The 24,349-nt window shown below is 69.2% G+C and carries 27 protein-coding genes and 5 pseudogenes; 12 read left to right on the forward strand and 20 right to left on the reverse strand.

What is annotated here, in order from left to right:
* Positions 1-109: 109 nt before the first annotated feature.
* Both SY2F82_RS37875 and SY2F82_RS37880 read right to left on the reverse strand, forming a co-directional pair.
* Positions 110-298, reverse strand: a complete 189-nt coding sequence (locus tag SY2F82_RS37875) for a hypothetical protein (RefSeq protein ID WP_200423636.1) — start codon at positions 296-298, stop codon at positions 110-112.
* A 53-nt stretch (positions 299-351) separates the two neighbouring features.
* Positions 352-1,233: pseudogene (locus SY2F82_RS37880) on the reverse strand (IS5 family transposase).
* A 329-nt stretch (positions 1,234-1,562) separates the two neighbouring features.
* On the opposite strand from SY2F82_RS37880, the gene SY2F82_RS37885 reads away from it, so the two are divergent.
* The 4 genes from SY2F82_RS37885 to SY2F82_RS37900 all read left to right on the forward strand — a co-directional run bounded on the left by SY2F82_RS37885 (position 1,563) and on the right by SY2F82_RS37900 (position 6,026).
* Positions 1,563-3,092: a hypothetical protein gene (locus SY2F82_RS37885; protein ID WP_200423637.1), complete on the forward strand. Its 1,530-nt coding sequence runs from the start codon at positions 1,563-1,565 to the stop codon at positions 3,090-3,092.
* Positions 3,093-3,423: 331 nt separating this feature from the next.
* Positions 3,424-4,365 (forward strand): transposase, encoded by a 942-nt coding sequence (locus SY2F82_RS37890; RefSeq protein ID WP_308437813.1) that lies wholly within the window; start codon positions 3,424-3,426, stop codon positions 4,363-4,365.
* 54 nt (positions 4,366-4,419) lie between these two features.
* Complete coding sequence (locus tag SY2F82_RS37895; protein WP_200423638.1) at positions 4,420-4,698, forward strand: hypothetical protein; 279 nt, start codon at positions 4,420-4,422, stop codon at positions 4,696-4,698.
* A 656-nt stretch (positions 4,699-5,354) separates the two neighbouring features.
* Complete coding sequence (locus SY2F82_RS37900) at positions 5,355-6,026, forward strand: hypothetical protein (RefSeq protein WP_200423639.1); 672 nt, start codon at positions 5,355-5,357, stop codon at positions 6,024-6,026.
* A 799-nt stretch (positions 6,027-6,825) separates the two neighbouring features.
* Here the strand turns inward: SY2F82_RS37900 and SY2F82_RS37905 are convergent.
* The gene (locus SY2F82_RS37905; protein ID WP_200423640.1) at positions 6,826-7,815 is read right to left on the reverse strand and encodes a helix-turn-helix transcriptional regulator; all 990 of its coding nucleotides are present in this window, start codon (positions 7,813-7,815) and stop codon (positions 6,826-6,828) included.
* A 12-nt stretch (positions 7,816-7,827) separates the two neighbouring features.
* A complete protein-coding gene (locus SY2F82_RS37910; protein ID WP_200423641.1) occupies positions 7,828-8,715 on the reverse strand; it encodes a neutral zinc metallopeptidase in 888 nt (295 codons plus the stop codon).
* A gap of 361 nt (positions 8,716-9,076) precedes the next feature.
* Here SY2F82_RS37910 and SY2F82_RS37915 point away from each other — a divergent pair, with 361 nt between their 5' ends.
* A complete protein-coding gene (locus SY2F82_RS37915) occupies positions 9,077-9,220 on the forward strand; it encodes a hypothetical protein (protein ID WP_200423665.1) in 144 nt (47 codons plus the stop codon).
* A gap of 4 nt (positions 9,221-9,224) precedes the next feature.
* On the opposite strand, the gene SY2F82_RS37920 is transcribed toward SY2F82_RS37915, so the two are convergent.
* From SY2F82_RS37920 to SY2F82_RS37940, 5 genes and pseudogenes are all read right to left on the reverse strand, one after another.
* On the reverse strand, positions 9,225-9,788 hold the full coding sequence (locus SY2F82_RS37920) for a TetR/AcrR family transcriptional regulator (RefSeq protein ID WP_200423642.1): 564 nt from the start codon (positions 9,786-9,788) through the stop codon (positions 9,225-9,227).
* Positions 9,785-10,147 carry a DUF1304 domain-containing protein gene (locus SY2F82_RS37925; protein ID WP_200423663.1) on the reverse strand — a complete coding sequence of 121 codons (363 nt, stop codon included), beginning with the start codon at positions 10,145-10,147 and terminating at the stop codon, positions 9,785-9,787. Before SY2F82_RS37925 ends, SY2F82_RS37920 begins: the two co-directional genes overlap by 4 nt.
* 370 nt (positions 10,148-10,517) lie before the next feature.
* Positions 10,518-10,832, reverse strand: a pseudogene (locus SY2F82_RS37930) (transposase); the annotation flags it as partial.
* Positions 10,833-10,886: 54 nt separating this feature from the next.
* Positions 10,887-11,414: a hypothetical protein gene (locus SY2F82_RS37935; RefSeq protein ID WP_200423643.1), complete on the reverse strand. Its 528-nt coding sequence runs from the start codon at positions 11,412-11,414 to the stop codon at positions 10,887-10,889.
* Between the two features lie 266 nt (positions 11,415-11,680).
* Positions 11,681-12,061 (reverse strand): hypothetical protein, encoded by a 381-nt coding sequence (locus tag SY2F82_RS37940; RefSeq protein ID WP_200423644.1) that lies wholly within the window; start codon positions 12,059-12,061, stop codon positions 11,681-11,683.
* Between SY2F82_RS37940 and SY2F82_RS37945 the strand changes: the two genes are divergently transcribed.
* Complete coding sequence (locus tag SY2F82_RS37945; protein ID WP_200423666.1) at positions 12,060-12,197, forward strand: hypothetical protein; 138 nt, start codon at positions 12,060-12,062, stop codon at positions 12,195-12,197. The two genes, SY2F82_RS37940 and SY2F82_RS37945, sit on opposite strands and share 2 nt — an antisense overlap.
* 86 nt (positions 12,198-12,283) lie before the next feature.
* Here the strand turns inward: SY2F82_RS37945 and SY2F82_RS37950 are convergent, their stop codons facing one another.
* A complete protein-coding gene (locus SY2F82_RS37950) occupies positions 12,284-12,760 on the reverse strand; it encodes an ATP-binding protein (RefSeq protein ID WP_200423645.1) in 477 nt (158 codons plus the stop codon).
* A 262-nt stretch (positions 12,761-13,022) separates the two neighbouring features.
* On the opposite strand from SY2F82_RS37950, the gene SY2F82_RS37955 reads away from it, so the two are divergent.
* The 3 genes and pseudogenes from SY2F82_RS37955 to SY2F82_RS37965 all read left to right on the forward strand — a co-directional run.
* Complete coding sequence (locus SY2F82_RS37955; RefSeq protein ID WP_236042050.1) at positions 13,023-13,331, forward strand: hypothetical protein; 309 nt, start codon at positions 13,023-13,025, stop codon at positions 13,329-13,331.
* 222 nt (positions 13,332-13,553) lie between these two features.
* Positions 13,554-13,781: a hypothetical protein gene (locus SY2F82_RS37960; RefSeq protein WP_236042051.1), complete on the forward strand. Its 228-nt coding sequence runs from the start codon at positions 13,554-13,556 to the stop codon at positions 13,779-13,781.
* A gap of 163 nt (positions 13,782-13,944) precedes the next feature.
* A pseudogene (locus SY2F82_RS37965) lies at positions 13,945-14,166 on the forward strand (hypothetical protein); the annotation flags it as partial.
* Between the two features lie 95 nt (positions 14,167-14,261).
* Here the strand turns inward: SY2F82_RS37965 and SY2F82_RS37970 are convergent.
* Positions 14,262-14,630, reverse strand: a complete 369-nt coding sequence (locus SY2F82_RS37970; protein ID WP_200423647.1) for an STAS domain-containing protein — start codon at positions 14,628-14,630, stop codon at positions 14,262-14,264.
* Between the two features lie 5 nt (positions 14,631-14,635).
* The gene (locus SY2F82_RS37975; RefSeq protein ID WP_236042052.1) at positions 14,636-16,096 is read right to left on the reverse strand and encodes a PP2C family protein-serine/threonine phosphatase; all 1,461 of its coding nucleotides are present in this window, start codon (positions 16,094-16,096) and stop codon (positions 14,636-14,638) included.
* Positions 16,097-16,579: 483 nt separating this feature from the next.
* Here SY2F82_RS37975 and SY2F82_RS37980 point away from each other — a divergent pair, with 483 nt between their 5' ends.
* Positions 16,580-16,780: a hypothetical protein gene (locus SY2F82_RS37980; protein ID WP_200423648.1), complete on the forward strand. Its 201-nt coding sequence runs from the start codon at positions 16,580-16,582 to the stop codon at positions 16,778-16,780.
* Between the two features lie 132 nt (positions 16,781-16,912).
* Here the strand turns inward: SY2F82_RS37980 and SY2F82_RS37985 are convergent, their stop codons facing one another.
* On the reverse strand, positions 16,913-17,413 hold the full coding sequence (locus SY2F82_RS37985; RefSeq protein ID WP_200423668.1) for a hypothetical protein: 501 nt from the start codon (positions 17,411-17,413) through the stop codon (positions 16,913-16,915).
* Positions 17,338-17,745, reverse strand: a pseudogene (locus tag SY2F82_RS37990) (transposase); the annotation flags it as partial. The gene SY2F82_RS37985 and the pseudogene SY2F82_RS37990, both read right to left, overlap by 76 nt.
* Positions 17,746-17,919: 174 nt before the next feature.
* Between SY2F82_RS37990 and SY2F82_RS37995 the strand changes: the two are divergent.
* Positions 17,920-18,186 carry a hypothetical protein gene (locus SY2F82_RS37995; RefSeq protein ID WP_200423649.1) on the forward strand — a complete coding sequence of 89 codons (267 nt, stop codon included), beginning with the start codon at positions 17,920-17,922 and terminating at the stop codon, positions 18,184-18,186.
* On the opposite strand, the gene SY2F82_RS38000 is transcribed toward SY2F82_RS37995, so the two are convergent.
* From SY2F82_RS38000 to SY2F82_RS38015, 4 genes are all read right to left on the reverse strand, one after another.
* A complete protein-coding gene (locus SY2F82_RS38000; protein WP_236042055.1) occupies positions 18,151-20,541 on the reverse strand; it encodes a SpoIIE family protein phosphatase in 2,391 nt (796 codons plus the stop codon). The genes SY2F82_RS37995 and SY2F82_RS38000 overlap by 36 nt on opposite strands.
* Positions 20,542-21,053: 512 nt before the next feature.
* A complete protein-coding gene (locus SY2F82_RS38005) occupies positions 21,054-21,299 on the reverse strand; it encodes a DUF5133 domain-containing protein (protein WP_200423651.1) in 246 nt (81 codons plus the stop codon).
* A gap of 211 nt (positions 21,300-21,510) precedes the next feature.
* Positions 21,511-21,723: a helix-turn-helix domain-containing protein gene (locus SY2F82_RS38010; protein ID WP_236042053.1), complete on the reverse strand. Its 213-nt coding sequence runs from the start codon at positions 21,721-21,723 to the stop codon at positions 21,511-21,513.
* A 169-nt stretch (positions 21,724-21,892) separates the two neighbouring features.
* A complete protein-coding gene (locus SY2F82_RS38015; RefSeq protein ID WP_200423653.1) occupies positions 21,893-22,384 on the reverse strand; it encodes a hemerythrin domain-containing protein in 492 nt (163 codons plus the stop codon).
* 179 nt (positions 22,385-22,563) lie between these two features.
* Here SY2F82_RS38015 and SY2F82_RS38020 point away from each other — a divergent pair.
* Positions 22,564-22,893, forward strand: a pseudogene (locus SY2F82_RS38020) (transposase); the annotation flags it as partial.
* A 72-nt stretch (positions 22,894-22,965) separates the two neighbouring features.
* Here SY2F82_RS38020 and SY2F82_RS38025 read toward each other — a convergent pair.
* Both SY2F82_RS38025 and SY2F82_RS38030 read right to left on the reverse strand, forming a co-directional pair.
* Positions 22,966-23,307, reverse strand: a complete 342-nt coding sequence (locus SY2F82_RS38025) for a hypothetical protein (RefSeq protein WP_200423669.1) — start codon at positions 23,305-23,307, stop codon at positions 22,966-22,968.
* A gap of 107 nt (positions 23,308-23,414) precedes the next feature.
* Positions 23,415-24,320 (reverse strand): LysR family transcriptional regulator, encoded by a 906-nt coding sequence (locus SY2F82_RS38030; protein ID WP_200423654.1) that lies wholly within the window; start codon positions 24,318-24,320, stop codon positions 23,415-23,417.
* Between the last annotated feature and the right edge of the window lie 29 nt (positions 24,321-24,349).

The raw sequence follows: 24,349 nt of genomic DNA on the forward strand, positions 1-24,349 counted from the left end.
TCCCCGTCATGAGAACTTCCGCCGGCCACATGTCTCACGGCGACGAGCCAACCAGGAGGAGAGCATGACCGAAACGACGCGAGCCGTTGCGCTCGACGCACGCGGGCAGCTAGTACCAAGGTGATCTTCGCTGCGAGGGCGTGTTCTTGCTCGTGTCGCTGTCGGATCTCCAGCGGGAGCGCACTTCGTCGGCCAGGTCCTCGTCGACGCGCCGAAGGACGTCGTGCCGGCTCTGCAGGCGCTGCGCGATGAGCAGGTGGAGTCCCGCGCGGTGGTGGACACCGTGGTGGCTCTGCACCGGTGACCGCACCATCGGTGCGGGTGGATGCGCACTAGGCACTGTCCGGGGGGTTACCGGCGCAGCCATAGCCGGATAGCGGTGAGGGTGACCGTGCCGTGGAATACGTACGCTCTTTTGTCCTACCGGGTCGCCACGGCGCGGAACCCCTTGAGTGCGTTTACGGTGCGCTCGACTTCGTTCCTGCGGGCGTACCGGTCCCGGTCGAAGCTGGTGGGGCGACCGCCCCGGCTGCCACGCCGCTGACGGTTGGCACGCTGATCCCGGCGCTCGGGGATGGTGTGCCGGATCTGCCGTCGGCGCAGGTAGCGGCGGTTTCGACGCGAGCTGTACGCCTTATCGCCGCACACGTGGTCCGGTCGTGTCCGCGGGTGTCCCCCAAACGGGCGAGGGACACGGATTCGGTCCAGGATCGGAATCAACTGCGGTGCATCACCCCACTGCCCAGGCGTGACCAGGACAGCCAGCGGACGGCACCCGCCCTCACTGGCAAGATGGATCTTTGTCGTGAGCCCGCCGCGCGAGCGACCGATCGCCTCATCGGGGACATGTCGTGCCGGGCGACGGCGTTGTCCCGGAATCCGAGCCGGCCGGTGACGGGCTCCGGCGGCATGCTGGTGCACGCGGCACACCGTGGAATCCACGCTCACCACGCTCCAGTCGATCCGACCTTCCGTGTCCGCGTCGGCTTGGACAGCCCGCAGGATTCGCTCCCACGTGCCGTCCGCAGACCACCGGCGGTGACGGTCATGGACCGTCTTCCACTTCCCGAACCGCGTGGGCAGGTCCCGCCACGGAACGCCGGTCCGCAGCCGGAAGAAGGTGCCGTTGATGACAGTGCGGTGATCCTTCCACCGGCCCCCGCGTCCCAGGCTCTTTGGCAGGTGCGGCTCCAATCGAGCCCACTCGCTGTCAGATATGTCGCCCCGTCCCACAGCGAACCGAACGATCCGTTGAAGAATCCGTCACGCGATCCGTCGGACACCTCCTAGCCCGACCAGCCGGCGCGCCGCAGCGGCCATGCACCCTTGCACTCATCATCGCGCCGCGGACCGCCCCGGAGCTCACGGCCGACGGCGCGCCCTGCAACACGGCACTGCAACGCTCAGATGCAACGGAGGCCGCGTTGCAGGTGACCTGCGGCGACACCCCCACACAGCCGATGTGTTGCACCTCGCGTTGCAGGCCCGGCCGGAACCGGGCCGGGGCCAGCCCGACACGGCCTTGCACCCCATTTATGGAGCTGCGGGCACGAGTCATCGGCATGGCCATCGGCGTGCAGGCGATGCATCATGGAGCGATGAAGTTCCGTCGGTGGCGCGCCCGGGAACGCGGCCAGGACGTGTTGGCGGCTGCCCTCTACGAGCGCGACAGCCGGGCTCGTAAGCGCATCGACCGGTGGTGGGCGGCTGGCGGAGCCCACCGCGACGAGGTCTGGCGCGGCGCGTGGTTCCTGCTGACAGAGGCGAGCTTTAGGTTCGGCAACCATGAGCGGCCGGAGCGGGTCGTTCCTGTGCTGGAGTTCCTGCTCGAGGCCGACCCCACGTCCCCGTACCGGCCGCAGGTCCGGCTAACCGCCTGTCTCCCGCTGACCGCCGCCGACCCGCCGAACGGCCTGTACATGGGCGATCCACATGTACAGCGGCTCGTCAAAGCCGCGCTGTGGTTCCCTGATCTCGCATTACGCCAACGGTTGGCCGACCTGTTGTCCGTCACCGACCAGCCCGGCCTGCTGGATGCTTTGGAAACCGAATTCCGGACGCGTGTGCAGCTGCGCACGACCTTCATCGGCGCGGCACCGCCCGGCCATGAGACCGGGTGCTGTCTGTGGCGTGGAGGTGAGCCGGATTCGTTCTTGAAGATCGTCTGCGCCAACCCAAACCTGCCTCGTCCGCCCGCCCAGCCCGGCGACATCGATCTGTCTTTGCTCGCGCTTCTGAAGGACCGGACCGATCTGCTGCCGGCATTTGAGCAGGGCGCCCTGGCCGTGCGGCTGCAGGAGTATCTCGACACCTGGCTGCCGGAACCGGTCCACGACCGGTGCCGCCGCGCGTTGCGTGACCTGTCGGCCCAAAAAGGCGTCACGGCGGTGTGCCAACAGGCCATGCTTGGTGACGCCGAGGCGATTGCCGCAGCCCGCGATGCCGGGTACCGGCCGGCCAGCCCAGACTGGACACCCATCTTCCTACTGCTCACCCGGCAGTTCTCGGCCTATCGCGAGGCCGATCCGAATGGGCGGGTCCTGCAGCTGACGTGTTCCATCGACGGGTCGAGAGACGGGGTGAGGATCAGCGAACGCGTCATCATCGACCGGATCCTGGCGCTCCTGGACACGGACCTGCCCGACGACGTGGCCGCAGCCGTACGGAGGTCCCTGCGCGACCTCGGTCCCTTGAGCGACTCCCCGGTCGAGGACCTCGAACGCTCGGATATGCGGAGGGCCCTCCTGGCCCGCGCGATCAAGCTCCAGCCGGAGGCGGTCGCGGCCGTGGTCGACGCGGGCTACCTGCCCGAAGACGGGGACCGGGAGCTGCTCCCGCTGCTCTTCCTCACCGAGCAGTTCGAGCGGTACGACCGCGAAGACCCGAATGGCACAAGGCTACGCGCCGTCCTCGCCGAGAATCGTTACCTGTACGAGCACGAGCATTTCCGAACCGTCGCGGAGCGGGCTGGCCGCCCAGATCCCTGGCCGCCCGAGGAGCCGTCGCCGTCGGGTGACCGGACGTCGACCGTGCACGTCAGCACTTGGCTGAGCAGCTTCGACGCCGGCGGCCATTTCGGCGGCCACTTCTGAGCCGGAGGTTCCTGCATCGGCACGTCATACCGATCATTCCGATGGCCTCGCCGCTGTGGGAGCCCGAACCGTTGCCGTTAGCACCATGACCTTGAGAATGATCAGTCCCGTTGGGCTTCGCGGGAGTCGCGCGCGTGCCGACGGGCGTGCATGACCCAGGTGTCTGAGCTTGTTCGGCAAATCCGCTGCACATGCGGATGCGTCGCCCCCACATCCGCCGGCGCCATGAGGGGAAGATCGGCAGCGCCAGGAATGGGGCGTCGTCCAGGTCGAAGGTGCGCAGGAAGGGCCCACTCCGCGGTGGTGTTCCGCTGACAGGCCACGGACGGCGGTGGGAGAGTGGCGCCCAGGCCGGGTTCGGGCCCGTGCGAGCAAAGGTCAGACGGCCTCGCAGTTCATCCCGGGCTGGCCGTACTCGTTCGTCGCGGTGCTGGAGATGGGTGCCATGTCCTGGACGCAGATCCTGGACGCCGTCCGGCTCGGCCCGGCCGACGACGCCACGGCAGTCACCGCCGCTCAGCTCCGCGACGTCGTCGAACGGCTCATCGCCGCGGGGCAGTGGCAGCCCGGCGAGCCGGACATCGTCATCGTCACGGACGCCGGATACGACGTGACCCGGCTGGCCTGGATGCTGCGGGATCTGCCCGTCGAGCTGATCGGGCGGATCCGCGGCGACCACGTGATGCGGTTACCGAAGCCGCCGCGGGTCTACGACCCCAAGGGCGGCCGACCGCCCAAGCACGGTCCGGAGTTCCGCTTCGCCAAACCGGAGACCTGGCCCGACCCGGCGGTTACCACCCGCACGGCCACCGCGAAGGCTGTGGTCCTCGAGGACGGGCTCCAGCGACACGGACGTGGACCGGGCCTGGCAGGCGTTCCTGCGACGCTTCGACCTGGAGCACACATTCCGGCTGTTCAAGCAGACCCTGGGGTGGGCCCGCCCGCGGCTGCGGGAGCCGGAAGCGGCCGACCGATGGACCTGGCTGATCATCGCTGCATACACCCAGCTCCGGCTCGCCCGCTGGCCCGGGACCTGCGGCACCCGTGGGAGAAGCCGGTCGCACAGAGCCGACTCACCCCTGCCTGGGTCCGGCGGACGTTTCGGAACCTCCGCCAGCACATGCCCTGTCCTGCCAAGGCACCGAAACCCCACCAGCCGGGACCTGGACGACCACCCGGCACCAGGAACAGGCGCCGGGCACCCCGCTACGACGTCGGCAAAACCGTCCGCCGCGAGAAGACGCTTATCGCCCTGCAGCGGTTGAAGGGTTAAAGAACAAGCTCAGAGGCTATGGGGTTTTGGCGGCTGCCAGGAGGCTTTGAGAAGGTGCTCGCCCAGTGGTCCGCTGCAGGGCCCGTCGCCTATGTCGAGGCCGAGTACTTCGGTGGCGTCGGCGAACAACGGGCCGCCGTCTGGGCTGACGGGGTGCTGGCAGTGGGACCCCTGGATGTGCCGGCGAAGAAGTGGCTCTCGCGAGCAGTCAGCCCGATCTCGCAGGCCCTGCGCCAACCCGGCGCGAGAAGCGGCCTTGGCAAGGATGAGTTCGAGGCCGTGGGACTAGACCGCCATCGAAACAATGACGACTGGATCTCTTCTACCTCTTGAGCCAGTGCCAGACGGCGGCAGCAACTTCCGGCATCCCGCACAACCTCGCAAGTTGGTAGCCGAACTCGCATAATCCGCAAAAAACTCGGAGACGAGGCTCGGATCCATTGGAACTGTAAGGACGATCCGACGTCGACTCTGGATGAGGGCTTGCGTCGCGCCTCCTACCTGTACGTCGGTTCCTGGGGGGAGGGGGCGACGAGCACGAGCCGGAGAACCTGCACGCGGGTCAAGGCGCTGCCCGGCCAACCGGCTGTTCAGCCGGTTGTTCTACTTGGGGACGATTGATCGTTATCAGGTGCCGTTGCTCAGCGAAAAGTTCATGGCCCGGCTGGTCGAGCTCTACCGTCCCCGTCGCGGTGACCTTCCGGCCGACGCGGTCGAGCTTCCACGGTTGGAGGGCTTTCTCCACCAACACTTGGGGCTGTACCTCCTCCCTCAGGAAGCGGGCGCGGAGACATACGGGCAGACGGTGCGCTGAGGTCTCCGCCCACTACTCCCGTAACCGACACGGCAGTGTGTGCATCTTGCCAAGGCCCGGTCACCCTGCCTGCCAGGGCCCACCGGGAAGTAATGCGGCTTTCATGAGCGCATAAGCTTCACATAGCATCCGAGCTCTCCGCTGCTTCTTCACACCTCTCAGGAGAACGATCTCCGTGTTTCACCGGCAATACTTCGGCGCGCTTGGCGCGGCGGCCATGTCCGTGGCGCTCGCTGCCTGCAGCAACACCGCCGCGCCCACAGCTGCAAAGCCTGCCGCGTCGCCCAGCGTCGCCGCGTCCAGCCCGGCATCCTCCTCTCCGACTCCGCAGGCCGCGCTCCTCACAAAGGCGCAGCTCACATCAGCTCTGCTGTCGCTGTCGCAGATGCCTGCGGGCTGGTCAACTGATAGCAACTCCAGCACAGGCGACAAGACGTTCTGCAACTACCGCCAGCCGCACAAGGCGCAGGTTCAGGTCTCTCGCACCTTCCAAAAGGGCGGAGGGCTGACCGCCACGGTAGCGTCTGTGGGCATTCGGCAGTACGCGAGCGCGATAGATGCCGCCGAGTCGTTCACTGCGATGGAGAAGGCACTGGAGTCCTGTCACCAGGAGACCTACCAGGGGTCGGTGCTGAAGTACTCGCCGATGAGCGTGGACAAGCTTGGCGACCGATCCCTGGGTGTACGCATCGACAGCGACGGCGCCACGGCACTCCAGCAGTTCACCCTCGACGGACCCACCCTGATCAACGTTGGCACCGGCGGCATCGCGGACGCGGAAGCCGACACGGCCACCAAGCTCTTGCGTGAACAGGTGGACCGGTACGAGGCCGCAGCCCGCAAGTAGGGCTGGCTGCGAGAGCTGCCTGGCCGGGGAGTCAGTAGCCCGGCCAGGCAGCGCAGACGCACCTGTCCCTGGCAGTTGTAGGCGGGTCTCCGCGGAGTCCATCCCAAAGCGACCCGGATGAAACAAGGAAGTCCTCCGCAGCGCAAACACAGCTGCGGAAGATTTCATGTCTTTGCGGTGCCAGTCCGCGAGCATCGGGGCGCTAACAGGTCGCCACCTTTGGTGGACCAGCTATCGAGCGAGGTGAAGTCCCGCACGATACTTGTGTTGTGTTGTGCAGGGGACGTTCGGGCTTCGGCTACAGACGAGCAGGTGTGCTCGCTTCGCCCGCGAGACCGTTCACGTGACGCCGACGCCGGAGACGCTTGTGGAGGTCGGCGCTGAGCCGTTCGGCTGGCGCCGCACCTTGTATGGTCCGCAGGCATGGCAGTGCCCCTACGACGACGCTCTTCGCAACGAGGCGGTCGAGGGCAGTACGTATGCCCTGCACCGGCTGGCCGACCAACTGCCGTGCGTGCGGGTGGTCATCACCGAGATTGTCGAGCGCTCCGTGGACACCGGCCCGGGGGATGTGAAGTTCGCGGCGGCCCATGCCCTGTGGCAAGCGGTGGGCCTGCACTCGCCGGTGGGCCCCACATCGACCAGGACAGGACGCTCGCGTAACCGCCAGGCGACGTCACGGCCGGTCCGCACGCTCCTCCCGAAAGCGCGAGACGGACATCAAGTCACATACCGCCCTCTCGGGGCGAAAAGTCCGTCCGGAGGAAGGAGTTGGCGATGCCCTGATCACGAAAAGGCTTCACGCACGGTGGTGTGCATCGCCGTGTGTCGCTTTGCGGACGGCGCTGATGTTGTCGCGCAGCAGCGACAGAGCGGCGATGGCGTTGACGGGACGCCAGCCTTGGTTGACGTCCAGGGCGGTGGGCACCGCTCCTGTGCCCGCGGTCAGATGCCAGCCGGGCGGGAGGCGCACATGTAGCGGTGAGGTGCCTGTGCTTGCCTTGCGGGTGGTGATCACATTGCCTGAGCGGACGCGCTGCCGCCGCTGCCACGGTCCCCACACCAGCTCGATCACGCCGACCGCGTTGGCCTGCGGTCCCCGCGGCTGGAGCCAGACGTGCCCGGACCAGAAGTCTGGGAAGTGGAGAAGGTGCTTTTCGCCGGCCCGGGCAGGGTGGACGCCTGAGTCGAAGACGCGCTCGATACCGAGGCGGCCGTCGGTTCCGTAGACCATATCGAGCCGGGCCAGAGCGTTGGCGGCAGCAGGGATGCGGCCGGCGGTCTCCAGGGTCTCCACCGCTCGTTCGGAGATCGGCTGCGAAGGGGCGAGTTCGGTTGCCCGCTCGGCGGCTGCGCTGCGCGACAGGCCGCGGGCCTCCCTCATCTGGCGGATCTGAACCGGCGTCATCATGGTCTGACTGACCAGGGAGCCGAAGCTGTCTTCGACGGCGTCGCCGGGACGGGCGGTGGGCTCGAGGGCCTCACCGTCGAGGGCGTGAGGGGGCAACCGGGAAGGGCGCAGGACTCCGAAGTGCGGTGTGATCAATGACCACGGCACGCCGAAGCCGGCCGCGAGATTTCGCACCGCGGCAAGTCCCCTGCCCAGTTCACGCTCGGCCTGGCCGTCCAGCGGCTGGGAACGGGGAGCGTGCCGGCCGATGACATCCCGCACGGCGACCATGTCGATGCCCAGGGCTGATGCAACCTGCGCCGGCACGACACCGCTTGCGAAGTTCGCCCACGCCAGGCACTGGAACAGCACCTTCACCGGTGGGTTGGGCACGCTCATCGGACAGTGTGGTCAGCTGAACGTGTTGCAGCTGGCGACGCGGCCGGAGCGGTAGCCGGTGGAGAACCATTGCCGGCGCTGGCTGGCGGAGCCGTGGGTCCAGGTGTCGGGTGTGACCTTGCCCTGGTAGCGCTGCTGGATGCGGTCGTCTCCGACGGCGGCGGCCGCGTCCAGCCCGCGGTTGATGTCGTCCTTCGTCAAGTCGGTGATCAGTGGCTTACCGCTCTTGGGGTCGGGGGTGGTGGTGGCGTGGTGGGCCCACACTCCGGCATAGCAGTCCGCCTGCAACTCGAGTTTCACCGAGCCGCTGTTCTGGCCCTTTCCGCTGCCGCGGGAGATCGTTCCGCTGAGGTCCTGGAAGTGGTGGCCGTATTCGTGCGCGATGACGTAGGCCTCGGCGAACGGGCCGCCCTTGGCGCCGAACTTGCTGCTCAGGTCGTTGAAGAAGCCGAGGTCGAGATAGACCTTGTCATCGGCTGAGCAGTAGAAGGGGCCGACGTCGGAAGTCGCGTTCCCGCAACCGGTGTTCACACTGCCGGTGAACAGGAACGTCGGGGCCTGCTGGTAGGGCTTGCCGGCGGTTGTCTCCGTCTGCTTCCAGAATGCCTGCACGCTGTCGACCACGGCGACGATCCGGCACTCCTCCTTGCGGTTGGCGTCGGCACCGGTCCGGCAGTCCGCCGCGAGGTCCGCGGCTGACTTGCCGGACGAGGACGTGTCGCTGCTGCCCGAGCCGAACATGCCGGGGTCGACACCCAAGAGCACGGACGCGACCAGCACCACGAGCCCGACCAGTCCCCCGCCGATGGTCTTCCCGCCGCCCGGGATCCCGCCCAGCGCACCTCCCCGACCGTCCTCGACCTCGGACGTGTCCAGAGCAGCATCGTCGTCGAATTGCATACGTTGACCCTCCCTCAAGCAGCGCGCCGGACCGCCCCGCGTCGTCTCGCTCGCCTACCCCGTACGAGGTCATCCCCATCCCGTCCTCTTCTTGCTCCGCCTCTCGGAGGAGCCGGCGGGCGACGCCGCGGCGGCGCTCCGTGGGTGAACGGCGGAGCGCAGTGCGCGGTGACGGCCACTCCGTGCCGTCGACCGCGCAGCGGCATCCCGCCTGTCGCCGGTGCCGGGACCGTGCCTGCGAGGTTCAGATGACGGACGGCCGCCTCGGGTCGGTCGGGACGATCGGTTACTCGTCGAAGAGCCGTTCAAGGGCAGCACCCAGAGAATGCGGCGTGTCCGTCGGCCGGCGGAGCAGGTCCGCATGCCCGCGGGCGCCCGCGACACCGGGTACCACTACCGTGACCGGCACCTGTGGCTGACGGAGGACCGGGACACCGCCTACGTCCGCACGTCCTCCGGAGTGGAGGCCTGGCCCCGGGCGGCGCGGGGGGTCGCCTGCAAGTGACCGGTCACCGGCTCCGGTGCAGTGCGACCAGCAACTGCCAGACCTGGTCCGCGACTTCCTCCGGCGTGGCCCGCAGCAGCCCGTGCAGCCAGTCCGCGAGGACACCCGCGAAGGTAGCCGCCACCGCCGACGCGACCAGCGGGGCGTCAGCCGCGCCGGCCAGTTCGCGCTCCTCGAGGCTGCGGGCCCGCAGGTCCCGGTGCAGCACCCGACCGAGCGGCCCGCCGCCGCCCGGCGCGAGCAGCGAGCGGTACAGGGCCGCGTGCTGGGCCAGACCGGTGAAGAACTCCCGCAGCGCGGGCGGGGCGTGGACCGGATCGGGCCGCCCCCGCCAGGCGTGCAGCGCGTCCACCGCCTGCCGTACGACGTCCGCGCACGCGTCGACCGCCAGCGCCTCGATGCCGTCGTAGTGCACATAGAACGTGGCCCGGCCCACCCCGGCCCGGCGCACCAGCGCGGCCACGGCGACCTCCGCCGGCGGTCGCTCGGCGCACTCGGCGAGCAGGGCGGCGCGCAGCCTGGCGCGGGTGCGCGCCGCCCTCGGGTCCTCGTGCGGCGCCCGGCTCATCGTGCGGCGAGGACGGCGGCCAGCGCGAGCGCGCCGGGCAGCGCCTGGGCGAACAGGATGCGGCGGTTGGCCGTGGTGGCGCCGAACACGCCCGCCACCACCACACAGGACAGGAAGAACGCCTGGACCCGGAAGCCGGTCGGGTCGGCGGCGAGAAGCCCCCACACCAGTCCGGCCGCGAGGAAGCCGTTGTAGAGGCCCTGGTTGGCGGCCAGCGGAGCGGTCGCCCGGGCCGTCTCCGGGTCGAACCCGTGCAGCCCCCGCCCCGGCTTCCGCTGCCACAGGAACATCTCCAGCACCAGGATGTACATGTGCAACACGGCAACCAGGCCGACCAGCACGTTCGCCACGATTTCCATGAGCAACGAGCCCTCCCCCTTCTTGGACAGGTGTCCAGAATAGCTGGACACCTGTCCAAGCAACTACCGGGTCCCGCCACCCCCCGGCGCAGCTCCCGTGCCCGAAGGCCAGCTGGATCTCGAAGCGGGCCGCCGGGGCGTGCAGTAGCTCGCCGAACAGCTCGTCCGCTGCCGCATCCGGTAGCGGACCGTCTGCGGAGAGCCACCGCGTCCGCGTGCCGTGCAAACATCCCCCAGTCCACCGGCGGCCCCTCGCCGCGCTCGGCCGCACCCAGCATCTGTGCCCAGTCCTCGACCGTCAGCCCGTACATGCCGAACGCGGCGAACGTCTCGGCCAGCGCAGCCACCCCGACTTCCTGCGCCTCCAGGCGCGGGGCACAGCTATCTCCATCGGCCCGACATCGGTCACGACGGTCTTGGAGCGCTTGCCGTTACGGGAGTTGCCACCGTCCTTGCCCGCCGGATCGTGCTTGTCATAGCCGAGGTGGTCGGTGATCTCGCCCTCCAGGGCGGACTCCAGCAGCCGTTTGGTCAGCTGCTGGAGTCCGCCCTCGCCGGTCGACTGCAGGCCCTCGGCCTGGGCTCGGCTCACCAGCTCGTCAATCAACTGGTCGTCCACGGCCTTCGCCGACACAGCCGCTGCCGACTCGACAGTCTCCTGCTCGGCCATGTTCTCACTGGTCATCGATGCATCTTCCATGATCGGGAGTTACACCGAACGATTTACAGTCCCGGCGGGTCAGAGGTCCTCGTCGTCGATGGGTTCGGGTTCGCGGATGTAGGCGAGGTCGAGGACGTAGCGTTCGGTGACGGGGCAGTTGTTCCAGGCTTGGGTGAGCCAGCCGTCGGGGGAGTCGTCGGTGAGTTGGGTGAGGGTGGTGTTGTAGTAGTCGGCGGCGGCTTGGCGGTTAATCCACCAGGCGTGGCCTTGGTAGACGCCGGGGCGGGGCAGGGGCATTTCGCCTGCGGGGCCGAGGCTGAGCTGGTTGATGACGAGGATGTCGGTCTCGGATTCGATGCCGATGTCGATGTGGCCTTCGGCGTCGGCGGGTGGGGCGGGTGGCGCGTCCCAGATGCGGATGGTGACGTCGACGTCGATGTCGGGTTGGAGGCTGCGCAGGTACAGGTGGTAGCCGTTGCCGGCTACCACCTGTGTGTGGGTGGCTTTCATGGCGTCGTCGTCGCCGAGGTAGGCATCTGCGTCGTAGACCTCCACGACGCGGCGGCCGGGGGTGGCCTTGCAGTTGTATTCGGCGAGGAGCGCCATGGGTGGCTTGCCTTTCAGGCTAGTTGGTGCTCTTGCTGGACCACGACTCCCCGCACGTCCTGATCTCCGCAGGCACAGGCGGCGGCAAGTCGACCATCCTGCGCTGCATCTGCTGCCAGTCCATCCACCACGGCGCCCTGGCCTACGTCCGGGACTACAAGCGGATCTCCACACCTGGGCCCGCCGCGTTCCTGGGCAGCACGCTTGGTGTCTCTCGGAGTCCGGCTGAGTGTGAAGTTCCGCTACCTCGTCGCGAGGGGCAGCACTCAGAGGCGCAGGTACCCCGTGCGTTCCAACGCCTTGCGGGCGGCGAGATAGCCCGCGATCTTGAACGCCAGTTCATGAGAGCCGAACGTATCGGCGCTGGCGCGCCGCAGCACCACCCGAGTGGCGATCACGACTCCGTGCTCGGGCAAGCTGAGCTGCTCCTCGATCCCCACGGCGGCAGCCGCGAAGAAGCGTGAAAGGGCCTCGGCGGGTTCGTAGTCCACCGTCAGCTCTTGAGCAACCTGGAAGGCGAAGCCCTCATCTGCGGGCTCGAAATCCACTTCTATCTCCGCGAAATGCGGCGCGCAGTTCTGCTTCTGATGCAGTACCCGTACGCTGCGGATCGGATGCGGCGGGAACCGGGGCGGCACTGACGTCATGCCGGAACGCTACGCCTTCGTCGACGCCGCGAAACTGATCAGCCGGACCGTGCTCACCCTGGCCGCGTTCCGCCCCGGCCCGGAGACCGGCAAGCGCGTGACACGCCGCATCGACGTTTCGCCGCAGACCGGATGAAGGGCCTGCCCGTCAAGGCCCGCTGCACCGGCTGCAAAACGGTAGACCCTGCCTGCCGACTTCCCGCCCTGGAGCTGACTGTCTGATCACATCATCTGGCGGCCGGCCGGATCACCGCCCGGGTCGTCAGCCAGGACGATGGCCGTCTTGATGCGCTTGCCGACCGGCTCTCGGTGCACCTCGAAGCTGCGGCAGACCGCCATCACGATCTCCAGTCCGTGCTGCCCGACACGGGTCGGGTCCGGCGCCAGGACCAGGGGCAGCGTCGTACTGCTGTCCCACACGGTCACCTCGACGGCCCCCTCACTGACCTCCAGCGTCAGCAGACAGGGCCCCGGAGCATACTTGCGGGCGTTGGTCACCAGCTCGCTCACCACGAGCTGAACCATGCCCATCGCCCGCTTCGACACCGGCAGCCCGTGCACAGCCTGCAGACTCTCCAGGAAGTCCCGGGCCAGGTCACGAGCAGCAGCGATGTCCTCGCTGCCCTCGAACGCGGCGGACACCGACTTCGGGCGCTCTGTCAACGACTGCGGACCCTCGTCCTGCGCCGCCAGGTCCATACAGTCCGCCCCATATCCGAAGCGCGCTAGCGGCGCTGATTCCCGGTCGCCTACCCCCGAAACGTCGACACACTCCACACACACGCCAGACACTCACCCACCACACTCAGCGTCGACTCCCGAGCGAGTCAGGCATGCAATGCCCCATCAAGGATATTTGGCACAATTCCCCCTCGTGCAGCCTCTCCCGCTCCCCTGCCCCGCCCACCTGATCCCGAATGCCACCGGCACTGACGCTTTCCATGCCGCATATCGTCAGGCCATGGCGTCGCACGCCGTGTTCGTCGCCATCGAATTCGAAGAACGCCGGAAGTGGACCGTCAAGGCGGACACGCTCACCGCCGGTTCCGGCTACACCGTCGACGACGCCGTGAACGAGGCAGCCCGGGCCGCGATCACCCGCCTGGTTCAAAACCGTGAGGTCGATCTGGACGCCTACAGGGGACCGATCTACTTCATGATGCACGGCGTGCGGAGCGAAGACCGAGCCCGCGAACTCGCGGCCGCACTTCACGCCGCCCTCTACGGAGACCTGGGACCTCTTGCCCAAGCCGTCCCTGCCACGTGCTGAGGGGCAACTACTCCGGTTGTCGGCAAGCTCGCAACTCCAGGTGGCCGGCCGAAGCCAGTCCTTAGCCCTGCGTATTCAGCGGAATTGGGTGGTCTGACGCCCCGGTAGCAGAATGGTCCCGTTGACCTGCAAGGATATGAGTGTCGAAGTCGTATCTGTTGCTGAGAGCAAGGCACCTTTCTGGTGGTTGAGAGTACAGGGTGGGGGCGTCGGCTGTCCGTGGTGGCTGGCGGGAAGAGGCTGATCGGTCATGCCGGGGCGGTACTGCTGCGCCGTTGTGCGGACCGGACGGGGCTGACGGAGGCGCTGGCGAAGGTGCTGCCGTCCAGCGCGGTGGCCGGCTGGCGGGACCGGGCAGGGGTGCTGGTGCACGTGGCGGTCGCGATCGTGCTCGGGGCGTCGACCTGTCGGAGGCCGAGCAGCTCCAGCTTCACCAATCCGAGGAGCTGACGCTCGCCTGCACGGCTCGCCAGGCAGACACGGATACCCACATCGGCTTCAAGGCATGGCAGGAGCTCGCGCCCGCTCCCGCCCTCGATCTTTCACGGACGCGACCGCAACCGTTCTACATGCATATACGGCACCAGCTCACCCATTTGCCCCAGATACGCCGTGGACGACCCGCTACCTGGACGCCGCCGTCGGGCGGCTGCGGGCCCTGCCGCCAGAGGAGCGTGAGCACGACGTTCGGGACGAGGACGTCGCCCGGCTCTCCCCGCTCAAGCACGCCAACCTGAACGTGCTGGGCCGCTACAGCATCCGCGCTTCGGTTCCGGCCGACTGCGGCCTGCGCCCGCTGCGCGACCCGGACGCCGACGAGCACGCCGGAGACTGAACCGCACCCGAGGCGCCTGGCCGTTCGTTGTACCACCGCGCAGGCCGGGGCTTTGCCGCCCGGGGAGCGACGCGAGAGGCTGGCGAAGAAGCGGTTCAGGCGGCGTCGGGGGCGCCCTGGTGGGCGCTGAGCGCGTCCGCGGTGCTCGGGTAATGGGGCAGGAGGCTGTCCACTCCGGTGAGGGTGAGCATGCGCATCAGCCGGTCGGGGACGGCGGCCAGGGCCAGGGAGCCGCCCGCTTCCTGGGCGCCGTGCCAGATGCCGATCAGGGCGCTGAGGCCGGCGGAGTCACAGAAGCCCACACCCGACAGGTCCAGGATCAAGTGGTGGTGGCCCTGGTTGATCAGCTCCAGCGCGCGGGTACGCAAGCCGGGTGCGGTATGCAGGTCGATCTCGCCGGTGACGGTGGCGACCGCTGCGGGACCGGGGGTGGCGGTCAGGGTCAGCTCGATGTCGTCGGTCATGGCCGTCAGTGCTCCTCGCCGGCGGGCGCGGCGGTGGTGTGGGCGGTGGATCTGGCCCCCGTCGCGGCGGCGGCCTGGTCGGGAGCGGGAACCGACAGAGCCAGCAGGGCGACGTCGTCACTCGCGCCCTCGGGCAGGGCGTCCAGCAAACCGACGGTGTCCTGGATCAACTGCGCCGCCCCACACGAGGCGGGACGAGCGGTGAGGAAGGCCGTCAGGCCCTCGTCTCCGAGCATGGTGTCGGTGCTGGTGTGTGCCTCGGTCAGGCCGTCGGTGTAGAGGAGCAGGGCCTGGCCGGGGGCGAGGTGAAGGGTGGTGGAAGCGAAGCGGGCGCCGGGGAAGGCCCCGATGAGCATGCCGCCCTTGGGGCGGACCGCTTCCACCCGCGTGCACGTGGCGGGCCCGGCTTCGGGCGGGGCGGGGCTGAGGTGGTAGGCCGGGGGGTGCCCACCGGTGGCCAGCTCCACGGTGAAGCCCCCGGCCGCATCAGGGGTGAGGGTGGCGAAGAAAGCTGTGCAGAACCGGCTGCCCGCCCACACATCGGCCAGCAAGGCGCTGTTCAGTGCCTCAAGTACCGCGACGGGATCGTCCGTGTGTTGGGCGGAGGCCCGCAGGGTGTAGCGGGCCAGGGAGGTGATAGTGGCCGCCTCGGCGCCCTTGCCGCACACGTCCCCCAGGAACAATCCCCACTTCCCGGAGGGCAGGGGGAAGACGTCGTAGAAGTCGCCGCCCACATCGTGCACGGACGCGGTGTGGTAATGACAGGCCAGCTCCAGGCCGGGCACCGTCGGCAGCGCCGGCGGCAACAGAGTGCGCTGCAAGGTGGAGGCGAAGGAGGCGATCGCCGCCCTGTCCCTCTCCGCCTGCTCCCGGGCCGCCCGCTCAGCCTCGGCAGCCCGCTGCTCCTGGCGCACCGTGCGCAGCGCGGACAGACGCAGCTCCATCTCGTCCATCACGATCGCCGCCAGATCGGTCAGGGTGGCAGTCTGTTCGGAGGTGATGGAGCGGGGCTTGGTGTCCAGGACGTTGACGGTACCCAGCTTGTGCCCGTCCGCGGTGGTGATCGGCGCGGCGGCGTAGAACCGAACCCCCAGCGGACCGGTGACCAGCGGGTTGCCGCAGGCGACGTCGTCGAGCAGGGTGTCGGGGATCACCAGGGCATCGTCGCGCAGCACCGCCGAGCCGCACAGGCCCGGGTCGCGACCGATCTCGCTGACCGCGTTCAGGCCGTGCGCGGCCTTGAACCAGATCCGGTCCTCGTCCACGATCGTCACTGTCGCCACGGGGACGTCGAACAGCCGGGCTGCCAGCGCAGCCACCCGGTCGAACGCCCCGTCGGGCGGGGTGTCGAGGATGTCGTAACGGCGCACCGCCTCCATCCGGCCGGCCTCGACGACCTCGTCGGGCACCAGATGCAGGCGCTTGCCAGGAACGCCGTCCTCGGATGCCGAAGCCTGCTCGGGCATCGGCTTTCCACCTTCCCTGACCTCCCGCAGCCACCGGGCGCGACGCGGACCAGCGGAAAGCCTAAGCGCAACGAGTGTGCGAAGGCCATCCGGGTGGCACCTCGAAGGATCACCACCGATGTCGACGTGCAGTGCTGCCCGGTGAAACCCGGCGGCGGCACCGGGCGGCACTGCGCTCCCCCTCATCGCCCCACGTGCGGGCACCGAACGGGCGACCGGGGCGGTGTCTGCCTTCCGTGGATGATCTTTCCACGCCGGACGGTGAGGGCCAGAGATGCACGCACCGGTTTTTTAGCCCATCGGTGACGCTGATGACGCGATATCGGGGCACACGAACCCGGGAGGGTCCGTACGGGTGTCCGGCAGGAGGAGCCAGTGGCCGGTCATGAGGTGTATGCCGCCAGCGCGTTGTCGGTGGTGGCCGCGATTCTGCTCGCGCGATGGTGCCTGGCGGGCCGAAGCGGCAGGAGGCGCGCTGCTCGCGTGTCCCACCGTTCATGGCGCTGGACGGTGCTGAGGGAGGGCCGGCGCACGGGCTCCACCGCGGCCCAAGCCGGGCAACGCGCGCCGACGGACGCGCCATGCGCTCAGCGGGTGGTGCAGGAGGCCGAAGACCTCGTGCACCGCTACTGGCGCCAGCTCAGTCCGCTCTACCTGTCCAAGCACGATCACCATCAGCACTGAGCTGGCCGGGCAGCGCATGGCCGACACTGGTGATCGGTCAGGTGGTGACCGCTTGGCGCAGGGATTGCGCGGCAGGCGATGATTGCGTCGACGCCGACGATCCGCCGGATGCCCATCACGGCCTCGTCGGTGCTACCAGGCGTAGCCAGCCGTCGGCCTCGGTGACGGTGTGGGCGGCGATGAAGATGAGTTGATGCCGCTTGGGTCCATGAAGGTGACCCGGCTCAGACCGGATGATCGGCCAGGCCACCGTGGCCCTGAAAGGCGACGGCACGTGCATCGCCCGTGGAGATCCCGTATGAGGACGCTGTATTGCACGGCTACTTCTATCGGGCGGCGGGCGAGGTAGCGGGCGCGAGTGATGCCCCGGAGGTGGGCGATGGCATCGCGGAAGCAGGCGACACCACGCTGGCAGGCGTGGTCGATGCGCGGGTCGTGGGGGTTGCCGTGCAGGAAGAACTCGGCCGCGCGGTAGTAGGTGGAGGCTCGCAGCAGCCCGTCCCTCGCGCTGACGGGGCGGCTTGCATGGGCTTCGACCTCCAGACGCTCGGCGGTGGGCAGCCAGGCGTTGTGCCAGCCGTCACAGTCGCCGGAGGTGACCTGGGAGGCGGTTGCGATTGCCGGGTCACGCACGCGGAGGCGTCCCCGTCCTTGAGGAAGCCGGTGTCATCGATGATCACAGCGGTCGGCTTCACCACCTGCTGCATCCGCCAGGCCAGGCGGGCCCGCACATGCGCCGCCTCCCACGGGCTGGCGGTGATGAAGTGGGCCAGCGCCTGCCGGTTGCCGTCCTCACCCAGCCGGGCGGCCATCGGCTCCACCGACTTGCGCCGCCCGTCCAGCAACAGCCCCCGCAGATAGACCTCGCCCCACCGGCGCTGATCCGCCCGCGCGAACGGCTCGAACATCTCCGCCGCGAAGTCCTCCAGATCACACCGGACCGCGGCCAACTCCCCACCCAGCACACCCGATCAACGACACACCCGATCAAACGGACACGCCACCAGCGAATGCACCTGACCAAGCCCTACTAGTGCTGCGTTCCTCAAAGGAAGTACACATAGCGGCGGCGTAAACGCCTGGTGGGGGGTGCGGCTCTGCCCCAGATCCAGGGTCGGGCGCGGGCGTTGAGCTGGGCTGTGGCCACTTCGGTGGCGTGGGTGATGTGGTCGCGGTCGCCGAAGGAGCGTCCGGCCGGCTATGCGCAGCGGGACGGCACGACACCGCTCCTGCGAGCCGTCGACCTCGGTTCCCCGGCGCTGGTCGGCGCCACGCTCGACAAGGACCCGCGGCTGCGTATCGCTGCGACGGAGCGAAAGCGGATTTTCGACGTCGCCCGCCGAGCCGGATTGCGGCGCCGGCCCGACCGCTCACACGTCGGCGGCTTCTTCTGCCGACTCGCCTGACGGAAGGCTGATGTGGAGGGCGCAGACGTCGTCCGGACGTTCGGCATGGGCAAGGGATGCGTGCAGTGCAGCCAGGCTCTGCGGTCGTCCGGTGAGCAGCACGGTTGAGGCGGCGGTGGCGAGGGCTTCCAGTCCCGTTTGCAGGTCTTGCCCCGGCCGCTCGATCAGCCCGTCGGTGTAGAGAAGGAGTTGGTCACCCTCCTGCAGTTGAAGGCTCGCCTCCTCGAACTGCGGCGCGGGTGTGGCACCGAGAAGCATCCCGGCGGGGCGGTCGACCATCACGGCCTGGCCGGCGCGCACGAGAACAGGTGGCAGGTGGCCGGCCTGGGCCCAGGTCAGAGTGCGGTCGGCGGGGCGGTAGCGTGCCACGATCATGGTGGCCGTGGTGTGTCCGCCGCTCGGCGCCTTCAGATGCATCAGAAGGGCATTGAGCCGGGTGAGGGCGTCCGTGAGGCTGGAACCCGTGATGATCATGCCTTTTGCGGTGAAGCGCAGCTGAGCCATGGACGCGACCGCGTTGATGCCGTGGCCCATCACGTCGCCGATGACGAACAAGGCGTCGCCGTCGGGCAGCTCTATGGCGCTGTACCAGTCACCGCCGACGCTGATGCCCCGTTCCGCCGGGTGGTAGAGCGCGTTCGCCCACAGACCGGCCAGCATGACCGGGCCGTCGGGCAGGGGGAGCAGGGCCTGCTGCAGGCGGGCGGCCATCTTGCGTTCGGCCTGGAGGAGCCCGCGCTGGGCCGAGACGGCGCGCTCGCTGCTGAGCAGCGCGAGTTCCGCATCCCGCTGGCGCGAGAGGTCCTGGAAGAAGCCGTGCACCTCCAACGGGGTGCCATCGGCGTCGGTGACCGCCTCGGCGACGATGCGCAGGTGGCGCACCCCGGCCCGGGTGGTGATCCGGAACGGCTGGTCGATGGCCTCGCCGTCGCTCAGCAGTCTCTGAGCTGCCCGGGTCAGCTCCGGCAGGTCCTCGGGCAGGACGTGCTCGGGAAGCTCCTCGAGCCGCATGGGGCCGAGACTTTGGTCGCGGTCGAAGATGGCGAAGGCGTACGGGGACCAGGTGATGGTGTCGGTGACCAGGTTCCAGTCGGCCCAGCCAAGATTCCCCAGCCGTTGCAGGGCGGTCAGGCGCTGTTCCTGGCGGGCGGCGACGTCATGCTGGGTCCAGGAGACGACGAGGTGCTTGCCGAGTCTGCTGACGTGCAGGGAGAAGCTGGAGTGCCGGGGGATGCCGGCCACGACTTCCTCGTAGAGGAACGGCTCGCTCGCAAAGGGCCTGCCCGTGGCGAGGACTTCCTGGTACCCCTTCCACACCTCCGTGCCGGCGACCGTCGGATAGCACTCCAGGACGCGTTGGCCGATGAGCTCGCGTCCCCTGCGGTTGGCGATGTCCACCGACCCGGGAGCCGCGGCCTCGATGCGGAAGTCCTCCACGGTTCCGTCCGGCCCGCGCAGCGGCGCGAGGAGGACCATCGATCCCGGCAACGCGTCGAAGATCTGCTGCACGGTGTCCACGCGCGGCCGCTTGCGAGGTGCCGGAGAGCCCAGTGCCGTCATCCGTCCGGCACACAACTGCACCGCGCCCACCAGCACCCCCCGCTCGTCGGGGGTGAACGCCCGATCGGTGCTGCGCAGTACGGCCACGACCTCCTCGGCCTGGCTGCCCGCGTTCACGGGCAGCCAGGCCCGCGAAGGCCACCGACGCGGAGTGGCGTCGGGCACGACATAGGGCTCGCTGCCCTCGGGTCCCTCCGACCAGACCGGCTCATGACTGCTCACCGGATCCCGCACCGCTTCCGTACCGGCGACGGGCAGGGTCCGCCACCGTGAGGCGTCCAGATCGTCGATGCCCGCGTGCCCGACCAGCCGAAGTCCGGCTCCGGAGGTGCCGTAGATCAGCACCGCATCGGCCTCCGTGCCGGTCCTCAGCTCCTCCAGCAGACAACGGGCGAGGTCATGCAGGTCCCGCACCGTTGCAAGACTCAGGGCCAGCCTGCCCAGCAGCACGGCGCCGTCGCCGCCCGAACCGGGAACGGAGGCGTGGCTCGCCGCCTTGGCGGGAGCCAGATATTGGGCGGACGCGAACACCGAGCCATCGGCAGACCCCGGATCCGGACCGCGACCTCCGCGCCCGCTCCGGCCTGTCAGCGGGCGGATGGCCCCGAGCGTCAGCCAGCACTCCTCCACCAGCGTGCGGTCGGCGGCAGCACAGCGTTCGAGGAGAATCTCGTACGCGTCCTGCGCCGAGCATCCTTCCTGGACCATGACCGCGCCCTTGGCACGCTCCAGCACAGGCAGCAACGCCGCGACCCGTTGCAGGTCGACGATCTCGGCCCGCTGGCGTGCGACCACCTTCGCCAAGGCCGAATCGTCTGACGCCGCTCCCTGGGGACGCGGCTGCTGCCGTGACGTCATGCGCCGAGCATGGCACAGGGGGGATGCTCGGGTCAGTACGGTCACCCGAAGGAGCACGTACAGCCGCTTCGGCAGGCAGCCGCGGACGCGAGCCCGTTCGCCGACCTTCGCCGGCTCGGCCGGGTGGGGCCGGACGGGGTCGGCTGGGGGAGCGCAGTCGCCTCCGGCTCGCGGTCGAACGGCGTCGACGCCCGCTTCCCCGGCCGGCTGCTGCCTGCCCTCGCGGGAGGAAGCAGTCCTACGCCGAGCCGAGTGGCGCCTCGGCGTGCTCGGCCATCCCCCGGACGCACGTGGAGTTGAGGCGACGGGGACGGATACGCCGGCGGCCCCGACCACGATCCGGCCGCGCGACGACGCCTTCCCGTCGATGGAGGCGACGTCCAGGCGGCGCTCGAGGCCCTGACAGCGGAGACCGACCCCGTAAGCCGTCACCCCGCCCGGACGGCAGCTCAGGCAGCCAGGGTCTGGCTCACCTCGGCGGTCTCACAGCCGCCCGCCCGGAGCTGTTCGAGGAGGGCGTCGGCGGCAGCGAGGGCGTCGTTCACCGACCGGGTGCCGGTCATCACACAGAGGGTGTACGAGGTGTCTTCCAACTCCCGGCTCGAACGGCCGGTGGGCTGCAGGTCGTGACGGAACCGAGCCTCGGCGAAGCGGGCCAGCAGCGCGCGCAGTTCCTTCTCAGCAGGGAGCAACACGTGGACAACCTCTCTCAAAAGGCGGGCCGTCACGCCGGACCCGAGCACCCGCAGAAAGGGGGGGGCACTCGCCAGACGGCGCCGCACTCGACGTGCAGAAGACACCTTGGGCAAGTCGTGTGCCCCCACAAGATCACCGCATGCACAGTTTCCGCCCCGCCCGGCAGACGACACCGCCCCGGAGCCGGCTGCCCTGGAGGCCCGGGGGCTGCTACCCCACTCGGCGGGTGGTGCCGGGGCGCACGTCGCCTCCCCGGGACCGCAGCGGTACGCCCGCTTCGGTGAGCACACGATGCACGAAGCCGTACGACCGGCCGTGGGCCTCGGCTATGGCACGGATCGACCGCCCTTCCCCGTACTCCCTGGCCAGGACCTCGGCCAGCTCCTCACGCGCGCCACCGATGATCCACTTCCTCTTGTGCACGAAAATCTCCTTTTGCATCTCCAGGCGTCGTGACTGATCACCGATTGCCCGTGACGCCGCGACCCATGTGCACCTGCCGCGCACCTGGGGGCGCAGCGCCCCGGGGCCGGGCGGTGCAGGACCCGCGGCCGGGGCCCTGACCGGCGTGGGACGCCCGCAATGCGCACGGTCAGGAGTTGACGATGCGGCGCACGTTGTCGACCGAGCCGCAGCCGGCCTTCATCTGACGCTCGCGCTCCTCCAGGAACGCCGCGCCCAGTTCCTCACGCCGCTCCATCGCCACGTTCTCGCGCGCGCCATTGAGGATGGTGCGCTCCTCCTCGTCGGCGTGGTGGGTGACGGCCTCCACCAGTTCCTCCAGCTTGGAGTCCCACTCCTCCGAGCCGACCTCCTCCACCTCCAGGAGGTCGAGGAGGGCCTTGTTGCCTTCCTCGTGCTCGTGCTCGCCGTGCTCGACCTCTTCGTCGTCGATGCGCTTGTACCTTTTCAAGGCGGGATAGACCTTGGCCTCCTCGGCCAGCGCGTGGGCGATCAGCAGGTCCGCGAACTCCTGCAGCGCGGCGGACCGGTCGGCTTCGACGCTGCGCATCAGACGGAACAGGTCCTCCATGCGCCGGTGGTCCTGAAGGATGAGCTCGACGACGTCCTGTGTCTCGGCCATGGCAGGGCTCCACTTTCGTTGCGAACGGTTGGGGTCACTACCACTTACCCTCGTGCCCTGCATTGATGACTTCCCGGCGCCGTGGCCAGGACGCGCCTCCGGTGCCCCCGTCCGGCCTCGCTGCATATCGTCCTCGCGCGGAGGATGAGTGCCCCGCCTGTCGGCAGGCCGCCCCCGTCGCGGGCCGCCCCCGTCGCGGGCCGCAGACGGTCATCGCCGACAAGGCGCATTCTTCACGCGTCATCCGCACTGGCTTACGGCGGCACGGCATCCGAGCGGTCATCCCTGAACGGGCCGACCAGATCGCTAACCGAAAGCGCCGAGGATCGGCCGGGGGGCGGCCGTCGGCCTTCGATCCAGAGCGGTACAAGGCTCGCAACGTGGTCGAACGCTGCTTCAACAGGCTGAAGCAGCTTCGGGCCGTGTCCACCCGCTTCGACAAGTTGGCCGCACGCTACCTCGCCGGCCTACGACTCGCCTCGCTCATCCTCTGGCTTCGTGAACCGTGATCGTTTTGTCAGACACGGCCTAGGGGCGAGTTGGCTGTGGACGCGCCGGTAGGAGCAGAGCGGAGAAGTGGATCAGGGCTGCTTCGGCAGCGGCGTGGGCGCTGTCCTGCTCCTGGTCCTCGCTGTCGCCCTTGCCGCCGGATTCGCCCCTCCGGTGACCGTGCGCCGCCGTTCCTGTCTGTGGCGGGACAGTGCCCGGGAGGCGAGTTGCTTGACCAGGCGATCATCGTGGGAGGGCGGGCACCCGGCCTGCATCTGGTAGAACTCCGCGTCGATCGATGACGGGGGGAGCCGGTCCGCGGCAGCCAGGTCCTTGTGCCGGGCGTCGTTGACGTACAGCTCCGCAGCCTGGGGTACGGGGCTCCTGCGCGGTACGCCGGCCACGTCTGTCGGCTCCGGCACCGCAACGGGCATGCAGCACCTCTCGGACCGCGGACTGCTGCGCGGCTGCCTGTGGCCGGGCTCGGCCCTCCGGCGCGGAGTGCAGCGTCCCCGCTGACCCGCAGATCCTGCGGGGCCCCTCACAACCCGCCCCACTCCTGCGCCGCATGGAGGAGATGTTCCCTGACCACGGTGAGCGCGGGATTGGCCGGGGCGCCGCGGCGGGTGGCCAGGTAGAGGGTGTTCAGGGGCGGGACCTGCGGATGGTGGAGCTGGACGACTCGACCCGCGGCCAGGGACGGCTCGGCGAGGTAGCGCGGCAGTACGGAGATCCCGGCGCCGGCCTCCACGGCGGCGAGCACGGCGCGTAGATCGGATACGACGAGGGCGACCGGGTTGGCGGGGCGGTGCCCGAACTCGCTGCGCCAGTATCGTCGTACGATCGGCAGTTCCTCGGTGTAGGCGACCAGAGGCAGCGCGGCGAGGGCGTCTGCCGGGGCAGTGCGCAGCCGCTCGGCGTCCACGGTGTGGGCGGTGGCGGGTGCGCCGACGAGCACGAACTCCTCGTCCACCAGCGGCACGGCGAGCACCGAGCGCTGGGGCGGCCGTACGGCGGACACCACCAGGTCGAGGCGGCCTTCAGCCAGTTCGGCCAGCAGGTCCTGGGCGAGTCCGAGCGTGACGTGGACGTACAGGCCGCGGCCGGTGAGTGGGGCGACGGCGGGCAGGACCCGCGCGGTCATGGCCTCTGCCGCGCCGCCGATGCGGACCGTGCCGCGCAGCGCGGGTTCGCTCTCCGCTGAGCCCAGAACCTCGCGCAGCCCGTCCACGTGCAGGCTGACCCGGGCGGCGAGGGCGGCCGCGCGGGGGGTGGGCGCGACGCCCCGGCGGGAGCGGATGAACAACTGCTCGCCCAGCTGTTCCTCCAGCCGGGCGAGCTGGCCGGTGATGGCCGGCTGGGTCACACCGAGACGCTCGGCGGCGGCGGACAGGGAGCCCGTCCGGTAGATCTCCAGGAAAGTAGCCAGCAGATCCAGACTCGGCACACGGCCTCCTTCGTCGTTCATGGGGTCAG

Origin of the sequence: Streptomyces sp. Y2F8-2 (assembly GCF_014905555.1) — a bacterium.
GTDB classification, from domain to species: Bacteria; Actinomycetota; Actinomycetes; order Streptomycetales; family Streptomycetaceae; genus Streptomyces; species Streptomyces cynarae.

Bases quoted from the DNA above. Each gene is read 5' to 3' on its own strand.
- SY2F82_RS37935 (WP_200423643.1), bottom strand. From the start codon at position 11,414: ATGGCGCTCCTCGCCGAATACAACTGCAAGGCCACCCCCGGCCGCCGC.
- SY2F82_RS37940 (WP_200423644.1), bottom strand. From the start codon at position 12,061: ATGACGTCAGTGCCGCCCCGGTTCCCGCCGCATCCGATCCGCAGCGTA.
- SY2F82_RS38025 (WP_200423669.1), bottom strand. From the start codon at position 23,307: ATGCCCGTTGCGGTGCCGGAGCCGACAGACGTGGCCGGCGTACCGCGC.
- SY2F82_RS37945 (WP_200423666.1), top strand. From the start codon at position 12,060: ATGCCGGAACGCTACGCCTTCGTCGACGCCGCGAAACTGATCAGCCGG.
- SY2F82_RS37925 (WP_200423663.1), bottom strand. From the start codon at position 10,147: ATGGAAATCGTGGCGAACGTGCTGGTCGGCCTGGTTGCCGTGTTGCAC.
- SY2F82_RS37955 (WP_236042050.1), top strand. From the start codon at position 13,023: ATGGCGTCGCACGCCGTGTTCGTCGCCATCGAATTCGAAGAACGCCGG.
- SY2F82_RS37970 (WP_200423647.1), bottom strand. From the start codon at position 14,630: ATGACCGACGACATCGAGCTGACCCTGACCGCCACCCCCGGTCCCGCA.
- SY2F82_RS38015 (WP_200423653.1), bottom strand. From the start codon at position 22,384: ATGGCCGAGACACAGGACGTCGTCGAGCTCATCCTTCAGGACCACCGG.
- SY2F82_RS37910 (WP_200423641.1), bottom strand. From the start codon at position 8,715: ATGCAATTCGACGACGATGCTGCTCTGGACACGTCCGAGGTCGAGGAC.
- SY2F82_RS37975 (WP_236042052.1), bottom strand. From the start codon at position 16,096: ATGCCCGAGCAGGCTTCGGCATCCGAGGACGGCGTTCCTGGCAAGCGC.
- SY2F82_RS37950 (WP_200423645.1), bottom strand. From the start codon at position 12,760: ATGGACCTGGCGGCGCAGGACGAGGGTCCGCAGTCGTTGACAGAGCGC.
- SY2F82_RS37905 (WP_200423640.1), bottom strand. From the start codon at position 7,815: ATGAGCGTGCCCAACCCACCGGTGAAGGTGCTGTTCCAGTGCCTGGCG.
- SY2F82_RS37885 (WP_200423637.1), top strand. From the start codon at position 1,563: ATGGCCATCGGCGTGCAGGCGATGCATCATGGAGCGATGAAGTTCCGT.
- SY2F82_RS37920 (WP_200423642.1), bottom strand. From the start codon at position 9,788: ATGAGCCGGGCGCCGCACGAGGACCCGAGGGCGGCGCGCACCCGCGCC.
- SY2F82_RS37915 (WP_200423665.1), top strand. From the start codon at position 9,077: ATGCCCGCGGGCGCCCGCGACACCGGGTACCACTACCGTGACCGGCAC.